Annotated in this window: 18 protein-coding genes; 15 read left to right on the top strand and 3 right to left on the bottom strand. The window is 61.3% G+C overall.

Annotated features, from left to right (window positions below; all coding sequences use genetic code 11):
- Positions 1-358 precede the first annotated feature (358 nt).
- From FUU19_RS00200 to FUU19_RS00145, 12 genes are all read left to right on the top strand, one after another.
- A complete protein-coding gene (locus tag FUU19_RS00200; protein WP_025304902.1) occupies positions 359-1,474 on the top strand; it encodes a branched-chain amino acid ABC transporter substrate-binding protein in 1,116 nt (371 codons plus the stop codon).
- A 117-nt stretch (positions 1,475-1,591) separates the two neighbouring features.
- The gene (livH, locus tag FUU19_RS00195) at positions 1,592-2,518 is read left to right on the top strand and encodes a high-affinity branched-chain amino acid ABC transporter permease LivH (protein WP_038874154.1); all 927 of its coding nucleotides are present in this window, start codon (positions 1,592-1,594) and stop codon (positions 2,516-2,518) included.
- A complete protein-coding gene (locus FUU19_RS00190; protein ID WP_025304903.1) occupies positions 2,515-3,798 on the top strand; it encodes a high-affinity branched-chain amino acid ABC transporter permease LivM in 1,284 nt (427 codons plus the stop codon). Before livH ends, FUU19_RS00190 begins: the two co-directional genes overlap by 4 nt.
- On the top strand, positions 3,795-4,565 hold the full coding sequence (gene livG / locus FUU19_RS00185; RefSeq protein ID WP_025304904.1) for a high-affinity branched-chain amino acid ABC transporter ATP-binding protein LivG: 771 nt from the start codon (positions 3,795-3,797) through the stop codon (positions 4,563-4,565). Before FUU19_RS00190 ends, livG begins: the two co-directional genes overlap by 4 nt.
- 1 nt (position 4,566) lies before the next feature.
- Positions 4,567-5,268, top strand: a complete 702-nt coding sequence (livF, locus tag FUU19_RS00180) for a high-affinity branched-chain amino acid ABC transporter ATP-binding protein LivF (RefSeq protein ID WP_033649661.1) — start codon at positions 4,567-4,569, stop codon at positions 5,266-5,268.
- Positions 5,269-5,312: 44 nt separating this feature from the next.
- Entirely contained in the window at positions 5,313-6,500 is a 1,188-nt protein-coding gene (locus FUU19_RS00175; RefSeq protein WP_230489484.1) for an aminotransferase-like domain-containing protein, read from the top strand.
- A gap of 312 nt (positions 6,501-6,812) precedes the next feature.
- On the top strand, positions 6,813-8,132 hold the full coding sequence (ugpB, locus tag FUU19_RS00170) for a sn-glycerol-3-phosphate ABC transporter substrate-binding protein UgpB (RefSeq protein WP_049195230.1): 1,320 nt from the start codon (positions 6,813-6,815) through the stop codon (positions 8,130-8,132).
- A 78-nt stretch (positions 8,133-8,210) separates the two neighbouring features.
- Complete coding sequence (gene ugpA, locus FUU19_RS00165) at positions 8,211-9,098, top strand: sn-glycerol-3-phosphate ABC transporter permease UgpA (protein WP_230489483.1); 888 nt, start codon at positions 8,211-8,213, stop codon at positions 9,096-9,098.
- Positions 9,095-9,940, top strand: a complete 846-nt coding sequence (ugpE, locus tag FUU19_RS00160; RefSeq protein ID WP_019455301.1) for a sn-glycerol-3-phosphate ABC transporter permease UgpE — start codon at positions 9,095-9,097, stop codon at positions 9,938-9,940. The genes ugpA and ugpE overlap by 4 nt, the downstream gene beginning before the upstream one ends.
- Before the next feature lie 5 nt (positions 9,941-9,945).
- Entirely contained in the window at positions 9,946-11,016 is a 1,071-nt protein-coding gene (locus tag FUU19_RS00155) for a sn-glycerol-3-phosphate import ATP-binding protein UgpC (protein ID WP_230489482.1), read from the top strand.
- The gene (gene ugpQ, locus FUU19_RS00150) at positions 11,016-11,753 is read left to right on the top strand and encodes a glycerophosphodiester phosphodiesterase (RefSeq protein WP_141957700.1); all 738 of its coding nucleotides are present in this window, start codon (positions 11,016-11,018) and stop codon (positions 11,751-11,753) included. Before FUU19_RS00155 ends, ugpQ begins: the two co-directional genes overlap by 1 nt.
- A gap of 60 nt (positions 11,754-11,813) precedes the next feature.
- Entirely contained in the window at positions 11,814-12,770 is a 957-nt protein-coding gene (locus tag FUU19_RS00145) for an AEC family transporter (RefSeq protein WP_230489481.1), read from the top strand.
- Here the strand turns inward: FUU19_RS00145 and FUU19_RS00140 are convergent.
- Entirely contained in the window at positions 12,751-13,080 is a 330-nt protein-coding gene (locus FUU19_RS00140; protein ID WP_141971644.1) for a hypothetical protein, read from the bottom strand. The two genes, FUU19_RS00145 and FUU19_RS00140, sit on opposite strands and share 20 nt — an antisense overlap.
- A gap of 151 nt (positions 13,081-13,231) precedes the next feature.
- Between FUU19_RS00140 and FUU19_RS00135 the strand changes: the two genes are divergently transcribed.
- Complete coding sequence (locus FUU19_RS00135; protein ID WP_230489480.1) at positions 13,232-14,092, top strand: carboxylate/amino acid/amine transporter; 861 nt, start codon at positions 13,232-13,234, stop codon at positions 14,090-14,092.
- A gap of 36 nt (positions 14,093-14,128) precedes the next feature.
- Here the strand turns inward: FUU19_RS00135 and metR are convergent, their stop codons facing one another.
- Positions 14,129-15,073, bottom strand: a complete 945-nt coding sequence (metR, locus tag FUU19_RS00130) for an HTH-type transcriptional regulator MetR (protein ID WP_141971643.1) — start codon at positions 15,071-15,073, stop codon at positions 14,129-14,131.
- A gap of 90 nt (positions 15,074-15,163) precedes the next feature.
- Between metR and metE the strand changes: the two genes are divergently transcribed.
- Positions 15,164-17,452, top strand: coding sequence for a 5-methyltetrahydropteroyltriglutamate--homocysteine S-methyltransferase (gene metE, locus FUU19_RS00125; RefSeq protein ID WP_185742337.1), 2,289 nt, complete (start codon positions 15,164-15,166; stop codon positions 17,450-17,452).
- Positions 17,453-17,536: 84 nt separating this feature from the next.
- Here the strand turns inward: metE and FUU19_RS00120 are convergent, their stop codons facing one another.
- Positions 17,537-18,364 (bottom strand): dienelactone hydrolase family protein, encoded by an 828-nt coding sequence (locus FUU19_RS00120; RefSeq protein WP_197833932.1) that lies wholly within the window; start codon positions 18,362-18,364, stop codon positions 17,537-17,539.
- Positions 18,365-18,850: 486 nt separating this feature from the next.
- Here FUU19_RS00120 and udp point away from each other — a divergent pair, with 486 nt between their 5' ends.
- Entirely contained in the window at positions 18,851-19,612 is a 762-nt protein-coding gene (gene udp, locus FUU19_RS00115; protein WP_004934432.1) for a uridine phosphorylase, read from the top strand.
- Positions 19,613-19,645: the final 33 nt, after the last annotated feature.

The following is a 19,645-nucleotide window of genomic DNA, read 5'->3' as shown; positions in this document are numbered from 1 at the left end:
GTGCAGAGCGTTGTGTAAGTTTTTCTGTACGATTACTGTGCAATATGTTTTTTGCATGGGGCATTTTCCGAGTAAATAGTTAGTAAAGGGTTTGTTAACCAGCACAACGCGCTGCGCCTCAAGGTAAACAGCGCAGATTTAATTCGAATTTTATCCTGTTTACACCGCTTGTTTCTGTCTGATGAAGTTGATTTGCAGAAGAAAATTCCTGTTTAATGACATGAAAAATAAAGTCTTATTAGAAAATAATGCCGACAAATCGCCTAAATCATTATTACTTATAACAAAAGCGGTCAATAACGATCGGGCGCAGGCAAACACAACAGGTACGTTCACAACGACAGATGGGGATTTGCGGATGAAATTAACAACAGGTAAGGCACTGCTGGCGGGTTGTATTGCGATGGCCATGAGCCAGGCGGCCATGGCGAAAGACATCAAGGTAGCGATCGTCGGGGCGATGTCCGGCCCGGTCGCGCAGTATGGCGACATGGAGTTTACCGGCGCGCGCCAGGCGATTGCCGACATCAACGCCAAGGGCGGCATCAAGGGCGACAAGCTGGTCGGCGTGGAATACGACGACGCCTGCGACCCGAAACAGGCGGTTGCGGTCGCCAACAAGGTGATCAACGACGGCATTCGCTACGTGATCGGCCACCTGTGCTCCTCGTCCACCCAGCCGGCGTCCGATATCTATGAAGACGAAGGCGTGATCATGATTACCCCGGCGGCCACCAACGCCGATCTGACCACCCGCGGCTACAAGATGATCCTGCGCACCACCGGCCTGGATTCGGATCAGGGCCCGACCGCCGCCAAATACATCCTCAGCGACATCAAGCCGAAGCGCATCGCCGTGGTGCACGACAAGCAGCAATACGGTGAAGGCCTGGCGCGCTCGGTGCGCGACAGCCTGAAAAAACAGGGCACCGAAGTGGCGATGTTCGAAGGCATCACCGCCGGCGACAAAGACTTCTCCACCCTGGTGGCGCGCCTGAAGAAAGAAAATATCGACTTCGTGTACTTCGGCGGTTACTACCCGGAAATGGGCCAGATCCTGCGTCAGGCCAAGCAGGCCGGGTTGACCACCCGCTTCATGGGGCCGGAAGGCGTGGGCAACTCCTCGCTGTCCAACATCGCCGGCGCCGCCTCGGAAGGCATGCTGGTGACGCTGCCGAAACGCTACGACCAGGTGCCTGCCAACCAGCCGATCGTCGATGCGTTGAAAGCCAAGAAGCTGGATCCGACCGGCCCGTTCGTCTGGACCACCTATGCCGCGCTGCAGTCGCTGACCACCGGCATGGAGCGCAGCGGCAGCCAGGAACCGGCGGACATCGTCAAGGATCTGAAAACCGGCAAGCCGGTGGAGACCGTGATGGGGCCGCTGACCTGGGATGACAAGGGCGATCTGAAAGGCTTCGAGTTCGGCGTGTTCGAGTGGCATGCCAACGGCACGTCCACACCGATCAAATAAGCCATAATGATTAGGGTGGGGCGCGGCTTGTTGCGCCCGGCGGGTCGGCTTGCCGGCCCCGTCTCCCTTTACCCGCCGGTTCTCCGCCGGCGGGTTTCGCAGCCAAGGGTTCAGAGTATGTCAGAGCAACTCCTCTATTTTCTGCAGCAGATGTTCAACGGCTTAACGTTGGGCAGCACCTATGCATTGATCGCCATCGGTTACACCATGGTTTACGGCATCATCGGCATGATCAACTTCGCCCACGGCGAGGTGTACATGATCGGCAGCTATGTCTCCTTTATCGTTATTGCCGCCCTGATGATGCTCGGCATCGACGTCGGCTGGTTACTGATCGGCGCCGCGTTCCTGGTCTCGATCGTCATCGCCAGCGCCTACGGCTGGAGCATCGAGCGGGTGGCCTACAAGCCGGTGCGCAACTCCAAGCGCCTGATTGCGCTGATCTCGGCCATCGGCATGTCGATATTCCTGCAAAACTACGTCAGCCTGACGCAGGGCTCACGCGATCTGGCGCTGCCCAGCCTGGTGACCGGCCAGTGGGTGCTGGGGGAAAGCAACGGCTTCGCCGCCACCATCAGCACCATGCAGCTGATCATCTGGCTCGTGACCTTCCTGGCGATGCTGGCGCTGACGCTGTTTATCCGCTATTCGCGCATGGGCCGCGCCTGCCGCGCCTGTGCGGAAGACCTGAAGATGGCCAGCCTGCTGGGCATCAACACCGACCGGGTGATCTCGCTGACCTTTGTCATCGGGGCGGTGATGGCGGCGGTGGCCGGGGTATTGCTCGGCCAGTTCTACGGCGTCATCAACCCTTACATCGGCTTTATGGCCGGTATGAAAGCCTTCACCGCCGCGGTTCTGGGCGGTATCGGCAGCATTCCCGGCGCGATGATCGGCGGCCTGGTGCTGGGCGTAGCGGAAGCGCTGACCTCCGCCTACCTCAGCACTGAATATAAAGACGTGGTGTCGTTCGCGTTGCTGATCGTGGTGCTGCTGATCATGCCGACCGGCATCCTCGGGCGTCCGGAGGTTGAGAAAGTATGAAACTCAATCTGCTCAATGCGCTGATCGCCACGGCGGTGCTGTTCGTGATGGCGTCTTTCCTGATGGGCATGCAGCTCAGCCTGGACGGCACCAAGCTGGTGGTGCACGGCGCGGCGGAAGTGCGCTGGATGTGGATCGGCATCGGCTGCGTCATCGTCTTTTTCTTCCAGCTGTTGCGCCCGCTGCTGCAGCAGGGATTGAAAAAAGTCTCCGGCCCGGCGTTCGTGCTGCCGAGCTTCGACGGCACCACGCCGCGGCAAAAGCTGCTGGCGGCTTTGCTCATCGTCGCGGCGGTCGCCTGGCCGTTCCTGGTGTCGCGCGGCACGGTGGATATCGCTACCCTGACGCTGATCTACGTGATGTTGGGCCTCGGCCTCAACGTGGTGGTGGGCTTGTCCGGTCTGCTGGTGCTCGGCTACGGCGGTTTCTACGCCATCGGCGCCTACACCTACGCGCTGCTGAATCACTATTACGGCCTCGGCTTCTGGGAGAGCCTGCCGTTGGCGGGTATCGTCACCGCCGCCTTCGGCTTCCTGCTCGGTTTCCCGGTGCTGCGGCTGCGCGGCGATTATCTGGCGATCGTGACGCTCGGTTTCGGTGAGATCGTGCGCATCCTGCTGCTGAACAATACCGAGATCACCGGCGGGCCGAACGGCATCAGCCAGATCCCGAAACCGACCTTCTTCGGCCTGGAGTTCAACCGCAGCTTGCGCGACGGCGGCTGGGATACCTTCCATAACTTCTTCGGCCTGAAATACGATCCGAGCGATCGCATCGTGTTCCTGTACCTGGTGGCGCTGCTGCTGGTGGTGCTGACGCTGTTCGTCATCAACCGCCTGCTGCGCATGCCGCTGGGGCGCGCGTGGGAAGCGCTGCGCGAAGACGAGATCGCCTGCCGCTCGCTGGGCCTCAGCCCGACGCGCATCAAGCTGACCGCCTTTACCATCAGCGCCGCTTTCGCCGGGTTTGCCGGCACGCTGTTCGCCGCGCGTCAGGGGTTCGTCAGCCCGGAATCCTTCACCTTCGTCGAGTCGGCCTTCGTGTTGGCGATCGTCGTACTGGGGGGCATGGGCTCGCAGTTCGCGGTCATTCTGGCGGCGATCCTGCTGGTGGTGTCGCGCGAACTGATGCGCGATCTGAATGAATACAGCATGTTGCTGCTGGGTGCGCTGATGGTGCTGATGATGATTTGGCGGCCGCAGGGGCTGTTGCCGATGAAACGGCCGCAGCTGAAGCTGCAGGCGGCGGACATTCACGCGGGCAAGGGGGAGCAGGCATGAGCGTTCAACCTTTACTGCAGGTAGAGGGCCTGTCGATGCGTTTCGGCGGGCTGCTGGCGGTCAACAACGTGGCGTTGACGCTGAACGAAGGCGAAATCGTGTCGCTGATCGGCCCCAACGGCGCCGGTAAGACCACGGTGTTCAACTGCCTGACCGGTTTTTACCGCCCGACCGGCGGCACCATCAAATTGCGCGATCGCCACCTGGAAGGGTTGGCGGGGCAGGCCATCGCCCGTATGGGCGTGGTGCGCACCTTCCAGCATGTCCGGCTGTTCCGTGAAATGACGGTGATCGAGAACCTGCTGGTGGCGCAGCATCAGCACCTGAAAAGCGGCGTGTTCGCCGGGCTGTTGAAAACCCCGGCCTTCCGCCGCGCTGAAGCCGAGGCGCTGGCGCGCGCGGCGGAGTGGCTGGAGCGCGTCGGCCTGCTGGAGATGGCCAACCGTTCGGCGGGCAACCTGGCCTACGGGCAGCAGCGACGGCTGGAGATTGCCCGCTGCATGGTGACCCGGCCGGAGCTGCTGATGCTGGACGAACCGGCCGCCGGCCTCAACCCGAAAGAGACCGACGAGCTGGATCACCTGATCGTCGAGCTGCGCGATCGGCATAAGGTCTCGGTGCTGCTGATCGAGCACGACATGAAGCTGGTGATGGGCATTTCCGACCGCATTTACGTGGTGAATCAGGGCACGCCGCTGGCGCAGGGCACACCGGCGGAGATCCGCAACAACCCGGACGTGATCCGGGCTTATTTGGGCGAAGAATAATATGTTGTCATTCAATCAGGTATCCGCCCACTACGGCAAAATTCAGGCGCTGCATCAGGTCAGTCTCACGATAAGCCAGGGCGAAATCGTGACGTTAATCGGCGCCAACGGCGCCGGTAAAACCACGCTGCTCGGCACCCTGTGCGGCGAGCCGCGCGCCAGCGAAGGCAGCATCGTCTTTCAGGATCAGGACATCACCCAGTGGCAAACCTCGCGCATCATGCGCGAAGCGGTGGCGATCGTGCCGGAAGGGCGGCGCGTCTTCTCGCGCATGACGGTGGAAGAAAACCTGGCGATGGGCGGCTTCTTCGCCGATCGCCGGCAGTATCAACAGCGCATCGAACGGGTGTTCACCCTGTTCCCGCGCCTGCTGGAGCGCCGAAGCCAGCGCGCCGGCACCATGTCCGGCGGCGAACAGCAGATGCTGGCCATCGGCCGCGCGCTGATGAGCCAGCCGAAGCTGCTGCTGCTCGACGAGCCCTCGCTCGGGCTGGCGCCGATCATCATCCAGCAGATTTTCGACATCATTCAGCAGCTGCGGGAAGAGGGCATGACCATCTTCCTGGTGGAGCAAAACGCCAATCAGGCGCTGAAATTGGCGGACCGCGGTTATGTGCTGGAAAACGGCCGCGTGGTGTTGGAAGATACGGGGGCTGCATTGTTAGCCAACGAAGCAGTGAGGTCGGCGTATCTGGGCGGTTAATCCGCCCCCCTACGAATTAAAATAATCAGGTACGAGAAGAATAAATGAAGACAGAAGGGTTACTCGCGCAGCGCATCGTTAACGTAAAAAGTTCGGCCATCCGTGAATTGCTTAAGCACAGCAAGATGGAACACGTCATTTCGCTGGCGGGCGGCATCCCCTCTGATGCGCTGTTCGATTTCGAAGGATTGAGCATCGCCACCCAGCAGGCGATCACCGAACAGCCGAAAAGCGCGTTCCAGTATGGCCTGACCGAGGGCAGCCCGCTGCTGCGTGAGCGCATTTGCGCGCTGTGCGCCGAGCGCGGCGTCACCGCTGGCGCGGAAGAGGTGATGGTCACCGCCGGCTCGCAGCAGGCACTGGATTTGGTGATGCGCGCCATCGTCAACCCCGGCGACGTGTTCGTGGTGGAGCGCCCGACCTACCTGGCGGCGCTGCAAACGCTGGAGCTGGCGGAAGCCAACATCATGTCGGTCTCGTCCGACAGCGACGGCATGGTAGTGGAAGAGCTGGCCGAGCTGCTGAAAACCCAGCGCATCAAGGGCGTGTACGTGGTGCCGAACTTCGGCAACCCCAGCGGCATCACCCTCAGCGCCGCGCGCCGCGAACTGTTGGTGAAGCTGGCCGCCGAACATAACTTCCTGATCATCGAAGACGATCCGTACGGCGAGCTGCGTTTCACCGAAGAGCGCCACCCGACGCTGCATCAGGTGTCGCAGCAGGTGCTGGGCAACACCGACCACATCATCTATACCTCGACCTTCTCCAAGATCCTGGCGCCGGGCCTGCGCTTGGGCTGGGCGATCCTGCCGCCGTTCCTGCTGCATAAAGTGGCGATCATCAAGCAGGCGGCGGATCTGCACGCCAGCGCGCTGTCGCAGAGCATCGTCGAATGCTATCTCGGCCTGGATCGCCTGCCGGCGCAGATCGACAAGATCCGCGCCGCCTACAAGCAAAAGGGCGAGATCCTGGCCGGTTTGGTGGAGCAGGAGTTGGGCGACTACATCACCTTCGATAAGCCGAAGGGCGGCATGTTCCTGTGGGCGCGTTTCCGCCAGCCGTTCAACGCCACCGAATGGCTGAACGCTACCCTGCAGCAGGGCGTGGTGTTCGTGCCGGGGGAATACTTCTTCTCCGACAACCCGGATCGTTCGACCTTCCGCCTGTCGTTCGCCACCGCCACTGAGCAGCAGATGCAAGAAGCGGTGGCGCGCCTGCGCCGTTCGCTGTAATCCTCGCGGCGGCGGAGCCCATGCCCGCCGCCGACATCAAACCGCCATCTTCACTTCACCTTGCCGTCATGTGGCTGTCATGTAACGGTTATTTTTCTGTCATCCGCGCATGGCATGTTATCCCCCGTCATCTTTCGAGCCGCAGCGTTGTTGGCTGCCCGGCTGCCCCCCTGTCACTTAGTTCGCTAAGCTCCAGGGTGCCAGCAGGTTGCCGCCTGGCTGCAACTCGAAAGCTATAGGGGGCACTCCCTCATCAAGAATTGACTCTTTTCGCTCACGCGCTTTTACACCAGCTTTTTTCAGGAGTTAGGCATGCTCACCTACGCTATTCGCAAAACCACGCTGTGCGTCGCGTTGACCCTGGCGGTCAGCACTCAGGCGCTGGCGGCGACCGAGATCCCGTTCTGGCATTCGATGGAAGGCGAACTGGGTAAGGAAGTGGATTCCCTGGCGGATCGCTTCAACCAGTCGCACAGCGACGTCAAGATTGTGCCGGTTTACAAAGGCAACTACGAACAGAGCCTGGCGGCGGGCATCGCCGCTTACCGCTCCGGCAAGGCGCCGGCGATCCTGCAGGTTTACGAGGTGGGCACTGCCACCATGATGGCCAGTAAGGCCATCAAACCGGTCTATGAAGTGTTTAAAGAGGCCGGCATCAACTTCGACGAGTCGGTGTTCGTGCCGACGGTGGCCGGCTATTACACCGACAACAAGAGCGGCCATTTGCTGTCGCAGCCGTTCAACAGTTCCACGCCGGTGCTGTACTACAACAAAGATGCCTTCAAAAAGGCCGGCCTGAACCCGGATCAGCCGCCGAAAACCTGGCAGGAGCTGGCGGCGGATACCGCCAAACTGCGTGAGGCCGGCATGAAGTGCGGTTACGCCAGCGGCTGGCAGGGCTGGATCCAGCTGGAGAACTTCAGCGCCTGGCACGGCGTGCCGTTCGCCAGCGAAAACAACGGGTTTGGCGGCACCAACGCCAAGCTGGAGTTCAACAAGCCGCTGCAGGTCAAGCATATCGAGCTGCTGGAGGCGATGAACAAGAAGGGCGATTTCACCTACTTCGGCCGCAAAGACGAATCCACCGAGAAGTTTTATAACGGCGACTGCGCCATCACCACCGCGTCATCCGGTTCGCTGGCGGACATCAAGCACTACGCCAAATTCAACTACGGCGTCGGTATGATGCCGTACGACGCCGACGCGAAAAACGCGCCGCAGAACGCCATCATCGGCGGGGCAAGCCTGTGGGTGATGAACGGCAAAGACGCCGCCACTTACAAGGGCGTGGCCGAGTTCCTGCAGTATCTGGCGCAACCGGAAATCGCCGCCGAATGGCACCAGAAGACCGGCTATCTGCCGATCACCACCGCGGCTTACGATCTGACCAAGCAGCAGGGCTTCTACGACAAGAATCCGGGTGCCGACGTCGCCACTCGCCAGATGCTGAACAAGCCGCCGTTGCCGTTCACCAAGGGCCTGCGTCTGGGCAACATGCCGCAGATCCGCAGCGTGGTGGATGAGGAGTTGGAAGGCGTGTGGACCGGCAAGAAAACGCCTCAGCAGGCGTTGGACGCCGCCGTGCAGCGCGGTGACGTGTTGCTGCGCCGCTTCGAAGCATCGACCAAGTAACCCTGCGTCGCGAGCCCGGCAGACCGGGCTCGCGTCTTCACGCCGATCCTTCCGTACCCGATTAATGGTTTAACTTCTATGTCATCTTCCCGTCCCGGTTTCGGCTGCAGCTGGCTGCCCTATGCGTTGGTGCTGCCGCAGTTGCTGATTACCGCCGTGTTCTTTTTATGGCCCGCCGGCGAGGCGCTGTGGTATTCGGTGCAGAGCCTCGATCCGTTCGGCCTGTCCAGCCAGTTTGTCGGGCTGGATAACTTTACGCAGCTGTTCCAGGATCCTTACTACCTCGACTCGTTCTACACCACGCTCATCTTCAGCTTCCTGGTGGCGGGCATCGGGCTGGCGGTGTCGCTGTTCTTCGCCGCGCTGGTGGACTACGTGCTGCGCGGCAGCCGCCTCTATCGCACGCTGATGATCCTGCCCTATGCGGTGGCGCCGGCGGTGGCGGCGGTGCTGTGGATCTTTCTGTTCAACCCCGGCCTGGGGTTGATCACCCATTTCCTCAACGGGCTGGGCTATAACTGGAACCATGCGCAAAACAGCGGCCAGGCGATGTTCCTGGTGGTACTGGCCTCGGTGTGGCAGCAGATAAGCTATAACTTCCTGTTTTTCCTCGCGGCGCTGCAGTCGATCCCGCGCTCGCTGGTGGAGGCGGCGGCCATCGACGGCGCCGGCCCGGTGCGGCGTTTCTTCCATCTGGTGCTGCCGCTGATCGCGCCGGTGAGCTTCTTCCTGCTGGTGGTCAATCTGGTGTACGCCTTCTTCGATACCTTCCCGGTGATCGACGCCGCCACCGGCGGCGGGCCGGTGCAGTCCACCACCACGTTGATCTACAAGATCTACCGCGAGGGCTTCGCCGGATTGGATCTCTCCAGCTCCGCCGCACAGTCGGCGATCCTGATGCTGCTGGTGATCGGCCTGACGGTGATCCAGTTCCGCTTCGTTGAACGTAAGGTGCGCTATCAATGATTGAGAATCGACGCGGGCTGGATATCTTCAGCCATGTGATGCTGATTATCGGCGTGCTGGTGGTGCTGTTCCCGCTGTACGTGGCCTTTGTCGCCGCCACGCTGGACGACAAGCAGGTGTTTCAGGTGCCGATGACGCTGGTGCCCGGTGGCCACCTGTGGGAGAACATCCGTAATATCTGGCAGGGCGGCGTGGGCAACCTCAAGGTGCCGTTCTCGCTGCTGCTGCTCAACAGCGTGATCATGGCGCTGGCGATCACCTTCGGCAAGATCGCGGTGTCGGTGCTGTCGGCTTACGCCATCGTGTATTTCCGTTTCCCGCTGCGCAGCCTGTTCTTCTGGCTGATTTTCCTCACCCTGATGCTGCCGGTGGAGGTGCGTATTTTCCCGACGGTGGAGGTGATCTCCAACCTCAACCTGCTGGACAGCTACACCGGCCTGACGCTGCCGCTGATGGCCTCGGCCACCGCGACCTTCCTGCTGCGTCAGTTCTTCATGACGCTGCCGGATGAGCTGCTGGAGGCGGCGCGCATCGACGGCGCCGGGCCGATGCGTTTCTTCTGGGACATCGTGCTGCCGCTGTCGAAAACCAATCTGGCGGCGCTGTTCGTCATCACCTTTATCTACGGCTGGAACCAATACCTGTGGCCGATCCTGATCACCAGCGACGCCTCGATGGGCACCGCGGTGGCGGGCATCAAGAGCATGATCTCCACTTCCGGCGCGCCGACCCAGTGGAACCAGGTGATGGCGGCGATGATTCTGACTTTATTGCCACCGCTGGCGGTGGTGCTTCTGATGCAGCGCTGGTTTGTGCGCGGTCTGGTTGATAGCGAGAAATAACGACGATGGCAGGATTAAAACTACAGGCGGTCACCAAGTCTTACGACGGTAAAACGCCGGTGATCAAACAGATCGACCTCGATGTGGCGGACGGCGAATTCATCGTGATGGTCGGCCCGTCCGGCTGCGGTAAATCCACGCTGCTGCGTATGGTGGCCGGGCTGGAACGCACCACCAGCGGCGATATCTATATCGATACCCGGCGCGTGACCGATCTGGAGCCCAAGGATCGCGGCATTGCGATGGTGTTCCAGAACTACGCGCTCTATCCGCACATGAGCGTGTACGACAACATGGCCTACGGCCTCAAGATCCGCGGTTTCGGCAAAGATCATATCCGCCAGAGGGTGGAGGAGGCGGCGCGCATCCTGGAGCTGGAGCCGCTGCTCAAACGCAAACCGCGCGAACTTTCCGGCGGCCAGCGCCAGCGCGTGGCGATGGGGCGCGCCATCGTGCGCGAACCGGCGGTATTCCTGTTCGATGAGCCGCTGTCCAACCTGGACGCCAAGCTGCGGGTGCAGATGCGCCTGGAGCTGCAACAGCTGCATCGTCGTCTGAAAACCACCAGCCTGTACGTCACCCACGATCAGGTGGAGGCGATGACGCTGGCGCAGCGGGTGATCGTAATGAACAAGGGCGTGGTGGAGCAGATCGGCACCCCGAGTGACGTGTACCAACGGCCGGCTTCGCTGTTTGTCGCCGGCTTTATCGGATCGCCGGCGATGAACCTGCTGCCCGGCACCCTCAGCGCCGACGGCGGCCAGCTGCTGCTGGCGGACGGCATGGCGCTGCCGTTGCCGGCGGCCAAGCCGCAGTGGGCGGGGCGGTCGTTGACGTTGGGCGTTCGGCCGGAGCATATTCAGCTGGTGGCGCAAGGCCAGGGCGTGCCGCTGCAGCTGCAGACGTTGGAACTGCTGGGGGCCGACAATCTGGCGCACGGCCAGTGGGGCGGGCACGGGGTGATCGCGCGGCTGTCGCATGAAACCTTGCCGGCGGCGGGCAGTACGCTATATTTGCAACTGCCTGCTCAGGCGCTGCACTTCTTTGACACCCACAGCGGATTACGGATGGATTGATGACTAGACCCTGGCCTTATCCTCATATCGTCGCCCACCGCGGCGGCGGTTCTCTGGCGCCGGAAAACACCCTGGCGGCGATCGACGTCGGCGCGCGCCACGGCCACAAGATGATCGAGTTCGACGCCAAGCTGGCGCAGGACGGGCAAATTTTCCTGCTGCATGACGACACGCTGGATCGCACCAGCAACGGCTGGGGCGTGGCGGGCGAGCTGCCGTGGGACAAACTGGTGCAGCTGGACGCCGGTAACTGGTACAGCTCGGCCTTCAAGGGCGAGCGGCTGCCGCTGTTGTCGGAGGTGGCGGAACGCTGCCAGGAACACGGCCTGATGGCCAATATCGAGATCAAGCCGACCACCGGCAGCGACGATGAAACCGGCCGGGTGGTGGCGCTGGCGGCGCGGTTGCTGTGGCAAGGGCAGACCGATCCGCTGCTCTCTTCCTTCTCGGTAGAAGCGCTGGCGGCGGCGCAGCGCACCGTGCCGGATTTGCCACGCGGCCTGCTGCTGGAGGCCTGGGACGACAACTGGCGCGAGCTGACCGAACGTCTGGATTGCGTCTCGCTGCATATCGATCACAAAGCGCTGACCGCCGAGCGGGTGAAAGCGTTGAAAGACGCCGGGCTGCGCATTCTGGTGTATACCGTCAACCAACCGGATCGCGCGCGCCTGCTGCTCGACTGGGGCGTTGACTGCATTTGCACCGACCGGATAGATTTGATCGGCCCGGATTTTTAATCCGGCACCGATGAATCCCGCGACGACAAGCCTTGCCGCCGCACCACCGGAAGGAATGCGATGCCTGGCTTTATCCTGTCACTGTGGCACCAGATCGTGCTGTCTTTACCGCTGTTTGTTCTGATCGCGTTGGGTTATGGGCTGATTCGCTGGGGGAAGTGGCCTGCCAGCATCACTGATGGCCTGACGCGTTTCGTGTTTTCCCTCGCCTTGCCCGCCATGCTGTTTCGCATGATGTGCGATTTCTCGCAGCGCCCGGCGGTCGATGCCCGGCTGCTGATCGCGTTCTTCGGCAGTTGCCTGATCGTGTTTGTGCTTGGCCGCCTCGTCGCCCGGCATCTCTTCCGGCTGGATGGCGTCGCCGGTTCGGTGTTTGCGCTGGGCGGTATTTTCTCCAATAACGTGATGCTCGGCTTGCCGATCGTCAGCGTGATGCTGGGGCAGGCGGCGATCCCGTCGGTGGCGCTGGTGCTGGTGTTCAACGGCCTGATCCTGTGGACGCTGGTCACGGTGTCGATCGAATGGGCGCGCAACGGCTCGCCGACGCTGAGCGGCTTCGCTAAAACCGCGCGCAGCGTGCTGACCAACCCACTGATCGTCGGCATCCTGTCCGGCACCCTGTTCAGCCTGACCGGCCTGCCGCTGCCGGCCTTCGTCGATCGGCCGGTCAGCATGCTCGGCCAGGTGGCGGCGCCGCTGTCGTTGGTGGTGCTTGGCATGGGGCTCGCGGAGTATCGCATCGGCGAAGGTTGGCGGCTGAGCAGCGCCATCTGCGTGCTGAAATTGCTGGTGCAGCCGCTAGTGATTTGGCTGCTGGCCTGGATGATGGATCTGCCGCCGATGGAGACCCGCGTTGTGGTGCTGCTGGGGTCGATGGCGGTAGGGGTGAACGTCTACCTGATGTCGCGCCAGTTCAATACGCTCACCGGCCCGGCCGCCACCAGCCTGGTGATGTCCACCGTGCTGGCGGCGATCACCACGCCGCTGATCCTCACCGTTATGGGCGTGCGGGCGTAGCCGGCATCGGCGCCTGCGGCACCGCCGGTGCGGTGCGGTTGAACGGATCGCGCGGCTGGTTGCCGTTAGGCAGCAGCTGCCCGCCGTTCGGCGTGGTTTGCAACAGCTGTTGCCGTTGATTGTCGAACTGTCGCTGCTGCTGCAGGCGGCGTTGATCCATCTGCCGGTTGTTCAACAAGCGCTGTTGCTGCGCCTGCTGGTTGTTTTGGTTGAGTAACTGCTGCTGTGAACGCAGGTCGGTTACGCCGTTGGCCGCCGCCGCCAACCCAGGCAGCAACAGAAGAGCGAACAGAATGTGAGAAGTTTTCATGATGGTTACCTCGTCTTTTTATTAAGCCTAACCCAGCGGTGAAATTTTGCCGGTAGTTTGTCTTTTGTTCAGATGTAAACCGCCTTTCATCCCCTTATGCGTCCATCTTCCGTTACAATCGCCCTTTCGGTCTTTTTAGGGTGAACCCATCGTGCTGCTTTTGGTTATAACCACCATCCTGTGGGCATTTTCTTTCAGCCTGATTGGCGAGTACCTGGCGGGCCATGTCGACAGCGGGTTCTCGGCGCTGGTGCGCATCGGGCTGGCGGCGCTGGTGTTTCTGCCGTTTCTGCGTTGGCGCAATATCAAACTCAAGGTGATCCTGCTGTATATGCTGGTGGGCGCCTTCCAACTGGGCATCATGTACCTGTTCAGCTTCCGTGCCTACCTGTACCTGACGGTGCCGGAATTCCTGCTGTTCACCGTGCTGACGCCGCTGTACATCACGCTGATCTACGACTTGCTGAGCGGCCAACGCCTGCGTTGGGGCTATGTCTTCAGCGCGTTGTTGGCGGTGCTGGGTGCGGCGATTATCCGCTATCACCAACTGAGTGAGCATTTCTGGTGGGGGCTGCTGTTGGTGCAGGCGGCGAATATCAGCTTCGCCATCGGCATGGTCGGCTATAAGCGCCTGATGGAAGTGCACCCCTTGCCGCAGCACACCGCGTTTTCCTGGTTCTACCTGGGGGCGGCGGTGGTGGCGGTGGTGGCCTGGTTCCTGTGGGGCAATCCGCAGCAGCTGCCGACCACCAATCTGCAGTGGGGCGTGCTGATCTGGCTGGGCGTGGTGGCGTCGGGGCTGGGCTACTTCATGTGGAACTACGGCGCGACGCAGGTGGATGCCGGCACGCTTGGCATCATGAACAATATGCATGTGCCGGCCGGTTTGTTGGTCAATCTGGCCATCTGGCAACAGCAGCCGCACTGGCCGAGCTTTATCATCGGTGGGGCGGTGATCGTCGCTTCGCTGTGGGTGCATCGCCGCTGGGTAGCGCCGAAACAGCTCGGTTAAGCGAGTGGGCCACCCCGGCACGGGGGGCCCGAATGTTTATACGCCGGCTGCCAATGCTTTGGCGCCGGTCGCGCCAGGGCGTGCGGCATCGCGTACAAACGGCAGATGATCGCAGGCGTGCTGGCGGGCCGAGCGGATAAAGGCTTCGGTCACCGCCTGGCGCTGTTCACCGTCGCGCACGGCGGCGTACAGCCGGCTCCACAGGCCGTCACCCAGGGTTTTGGTCACCACCAGCCCCTGCTGTTCGAAACTCTCCACCACCCAGTGCGGCAGCGCCGCAATCCCCATCCGCGCCGATACCATCTGGATCAGCAGCAGCGTGTTATCGACGTTCTTCAACGCCGGGCTAACGCCCGCCGGCTGCAGAAAATGCCGCCAGATATCCAGCCGTTGGCGCTGCACCGGGTAAATCAACAGCGTTTCGTCACTTAAGTCTTCCGGCTCGATGTGCGGCTTGCCAGCCAGCGGATGATCCGGCGCCATCACCAGACGCACCTCGAAATCGAACATCGGCGAATAGTGCAGGCCGCTGCGCGGCAGAATATCCGACGTCATCACCAGATCCAGTTCGCCCTGTTGCAAGGCCGGCTGCGGATCGAAAGTCACGCCGGAAGTAAAGTCCATCACCACCTGTGGGAAACGCCGGCGGAAGTTGTCCAGCGCCGGCGTCAGCCACTGTATGCAGCTGTGGCATTCGATGGCGATGCGCAGCGTGGTCTGATGCGGCTCGTGGCAGGCCTGCAACGCCTGTTGGATCTGCGGGAGGACCTGCTCCGCCAGCTGCAGCAGGATCTCGCCCTGGGCGGTGAAGCGCAGCGGCTGGCTCTTGCGCACGAACAGCTTGAAGCCCAGACGTTGCTCAAGATCGCTGAACTGGTGCGACAGGGCAGACTGCGTCTGGTGAAGTTGGGCCGCCGCCCCCGCCAGCGAACCGCTGTTGCGCAGGGCCTGCAGCGTCCGTAAATGTTTCAGTTCGATCATGAGAGTCCTTCACATTGACAGTGAATAAATTGCGCTTGTGGTTAATACAGTACCTGCTGATTATGGATGTGTAAACATCTGGACGGCTAAATGGGGAATATGACGATGGCAATTTTGAATCACACACTGGGTTTTCCTCGCGTTGGGCTACGACGTGAGCTGAAAAAAGCTCAGGAAAGCTACTGGGCCGGCAACTCAACGCAGGAAGAGCTGTTGGCGGTTGGCCGCGAGCTGCGTGCTCGTCATTGGCAGCAGCAACAGCAGGCCGGGGTGGATTTGGTGCCGGTCGGCGATTTCGCCTGGTACGATCATGTGTTGACCACCAGCCTGCTGCTGGGCAACGTGCCGGCGCGCCATCAGAATGCGGATGGCGCGATCGATCTGGACACGCTGTTCCGCATCGGCCGTGGCCGCGCACCGACCGGCGAGCCGGCGGCCGCGGCGGAAATGACCAAATGGTTCAACACCAACTACCACTACATGGTGCCCGAATTCCAGCAAGGCCAGCAGTTCAAGCTGGGCTGGACTCAGCTGCTGGACGAAGTGGACGAAGCGCTGGCGCTCGGCCATCGCATCAAACCGGTGCTGCTGGGCCCGGTGACCTATTTGTGGCTGGGTAAGGTGAAGGGCGAGCCGTTCGATCGCCTGTCGCTGCTGAAAGAGATTCTGCCGGTTTACCAACAGGTGCTGGCCGAGCTGGCGAAACGCGGCGTCGAGTGGGTGCAAATTGACGAGCCTGCGCTGGTGCTGGAGCTGCCGCAAGCCTGGCTGGATGCGTTCAAACCGGCTTACGACGCGCTGCAGGGGCAGGTGAAGCTGCTGCTGACCACGTATTTCGACAGCGTCGGCCACAACCTCGATACCGTCCGCACGCTGCCGGTGCAGGGTCTGCATGTCGATCTGGTCGCCGGTCATGACGATATCGCCGCGCTGAGCGCCGCATTGCCGCAAGATTGGCTGCTGTCGCTGGGGGTGATCAACGGCCGCAACGTTTGGCGCGCCGATCTGAGCCGCTGGTTCGAACGTCTTCAGCCGCTGGTGGGCACCCGCCCACTGTGGATCGGCAGCTCCTGTTCACTGCTGCACAGCCCGATCGACCTGAGCGTGGAAAGCCGTCTGGACGAAGAAGTGAAAAGCTGGTTCGCCTTCGCGCTGCAAAAATGCGCCGAGCTGGCGCTATTAAGCTCGGCGCTGAACGCGCCTGACGCGACGAAACAGGCTGAACTGGACGCCTACAGCGCACCGATCCGCGCTCGCCGTCAGTCGAGCCGCGTGCATAACTCACAGGTTGAGCGCCGGCTGGCCGCGATCACCGCGCAGGACAGCGAACGCCACAGCGCTTACGCCGAGCGCGCCAGAGCGCAGCGCGAGCGTTTCAACCTGCCGGCCTGGCCGACCACCACCATCGGTTCATTCCCGCAGACCACCGAGATCCGCGGCCTGCGTCTGGACTTCAAACAGGGCCGTTTGGACGGCAACAACTACCGCACCAGCATCGGTGAGCACATCAAACAGGCGATCGTCGAGCAGGAACGCCTCGGGCTGGACGTGCTGGTGCACGGTGAAGCCGAGCGCAACGATATGGTGGAGTATTTCGGCGAGAACCTCGACGGCTTCGTGTTTACCCAGAACGGCTGGGTGCAGAGCTACGGCTCCCGCTGCGTGAAGCCGCCGGTCATCATCGGTGACGTCAGCCGTCCGGAAGCCATCACCGTCGAATGGGCCAAATTCGCCCAGTCGCTGACCGACAAGCCGGTGAAAGGCATGCTGACCGGGCCGGTGACCATCCTGTGCTGGTCGTTCCCGCGTGAAGACGTGACCCGTGAAGTGATTGCCAAGCAGATTGCGCTGGCGCTGCGCGACGAGGTGGAAGATCTGGAAAAAGCCGGTATCGGCATCATCCAGATCGACGAACCTGCGCTGCGTGAGGGGCTGCCGCTGCGTCAATCCGACTGGGCCGCGTACCTGAACTGGGCGGTGGACGCCTTCAAACTGAACGCCGCCGTGGCGCGGGATGATACCCAGATCCACACCCACATGTGTTACTGCGAGTTCAACGACATCATGGACTCCATCGCCGCGCTGGACGCCGACGTGATCACCATCGAGACCTCGCGTTCCGATATGGATCTGCTGGAAGCCTTCAAAGAGTTCGAATACCCGAACGAAATCGGGCCGGGCGTCTACGATATCCACTCGCCGAACGTGCCGAGCGTGGAATGGATTGAAGCGCTGCTGCGTAAAGCGGCGCAGAACATCCCGGCGGAACGCCTGTGGGTTAACCCGGATTGCGGCCTGAAAACCCGCGGCTGGCCGGAAACCCGGCAGTCGCTGGCCAACATGGTATTGGCGGCGCAGCGCCTGCGCGAGCACGCGTGATGCCGTGCGGCGGATAAACCGCCGCTTATAGATTTACTGGTGTGATGATTGGGCGCTTCGGCGCCCTTTTTTATGCGAGGGAAATTATTTGACGCCGTGCTGGGCGAACCACGCCAGCATGCGCTGCCAGCCGTCCTCCGCCGCTTCGGCGTTGTAGCTGGGGCGATAGTCGGCGTTGAACGCATGCCCGACCTCGGGGTATACCACGATTTCGGCCTCGGCGTTGGCGGCGCGGATCGCCTGACGCATGGTTTCCACCGTCTCCAGCGGAATGCCGCTGTCCTGCCCGCCATACAGCCCCAGCACCGGCGTTGACAGGTGGGTGGCGACATCGACCGGATGCTTCGGTGAGTTCAGCGTTTTCTCGCCGACCAGTTTGCCGTACCAGGCGACCGCCGCCTTCAACTGCGGGTTGTGCGCCGCGTACAGCCAGGTGATGCGGCCGCCCCAGCAGAAACCGGTGATCGCCAGCTTGCCGGCGTCGCCGCCGTGGCGGATAGCCCAGTGCGCGGCGTGATCCAGATCCGACAGCACCTGACGATCCGGCACCTTGGTCACCAACTGCTGGAACAGCTCGCTGATATCGGTGTAGTCGTTGGCGTCGCCCTGGCGGAAATAGAGCTCGGGCGCGATCGCCAAATAGCCCTGCTTGGCCAGGCGGCGGCACAGATCCTGAATGTGCTCATGGACGCCGAAGATTTCCTGCACCACCAGCACGATGGGGAAAGGGCCGTTATGGTCGGCGGGTTTGGCGACGTAGGCCGGCAGCGCGTCGCCCTGAGAAGGGATGGTCGTTTGCCCGGCGTGAATGCCCTGTTCGTCGGTGATAATCGCGGAGGCGGCCAACGGCGCGGCGGCCGGGGCGAATCCCCCCTGAGCCTGTTCTAATGTCATCACATGTTCGGTTTTCATTGCGGTCTCCGTGCAATAGAAAAAAGCGCTGAGATTAACTATAGGAAAGATTACCCATTATTGGCGCTGCGTGGCGCACTTTCGGACAAGTCGATAAAAAACGGCTAATTGTCTGGCTTTGCGGCATTTTTAAGCGCTTTTTATCATGTTATTACGCGTTTTGACCCGCGTAAGTGCCATAAGGTGCGTTAGAGGGCTTTTTTGTCCCTAAGCAACCGATAAGATGGGGGTATTTCGGATTGATGAGTTAGATAGTTTCAACGAGTAACCAATCGGCAGAGAGACAGCAAGATTTGTCGGCTAGACTGAGGTTCAGCGGTGCACAGAGGGCCATTAATGGGTTTTTTGTGACTAAATTCACAAAAAATATGTAGCATGTAATTTGTTTCTCTTTTCATAGTGACTATCGTCACGAAATTAAGCGGCGATTTTCAGTAGAGTGCTTTTTTGTTCCTCCCAATAAACATGATCCATGAGGAGTCTCGTATGTCTCAGTCTGACGTTTTTCATCTCGGCCTCACCAAGAACGATTTACAAGGGGCCCAGCTTGCCATCGTGCCGGGCGATCCGCAGCGCGTAGAGAAGATTGCCAAGCTGATGGAAAATCCGGTGCATCTGGCCTCCCATCGTGAATTCACTACCTGGCGCGCAGAGCTGGACGGCAAGGCGGTGATCGTCTGCTCCACCGGTATCGGCGGCCCGTCTACCTCTATCGCGGTGGAAGAGCTGGCGCAGCTGGGCATTCGCACCTTCCTGCGCATCGGCACCACCGGTGCCATTCAGGCCAATATCAACGTCGGCGACGTGCTGGTCACCACGGCGGCGGTACGTCTCGACGGCGCCAGCCTGCACTTTGCGCCGATGGAGTTCCCGGCGGTCGCAGACTTCGCCTGCACCACTGCGCTGGTGGAAGCGGCCAAGGCCAGCGGCGCCACCACGCACATTGGCGTGACCGCGTCTTCCGATACCTTCTATCCGGGCCAGGAACGTTACGATACCTACTCTGGCCGCGTCGTTAGCCGTTTCAAAGGCTCGATGGAAGAATGGCAGGCGATGGGCGTGATGAACTATGAAATGGAATCCGCGACGTTGCTGACCATGTGCGCCAGCCAGGGCCTGCGTGCCGGTATGGTGGCCGGGGTGATCGTCAACCGTACCCAGCAAGAGATCCCGAACGCCGAGACCATGAAAAACACCGAAAGCAAAGCGGTGCAGATCGTAGTGGACGCCGCCCGCCGCCTGCTGTAATCGCCTTCCCCCTCAACGGGCCGCCGACGCGGC

This window comes from Serratia montpellierensis (assembly GCF_020858655.1).
Classification (GTDB): Bacteria; Pseudomonadota; Gammaproteobacteria; order Enterobacterales; family Enterobacteriaceae; genus Serratia; species Serratia montpellierensis.
Note: the sequence above shows the minus strand (reverse complement) of the source record. Positions and strands in the feature narration are given on the sequence as shown.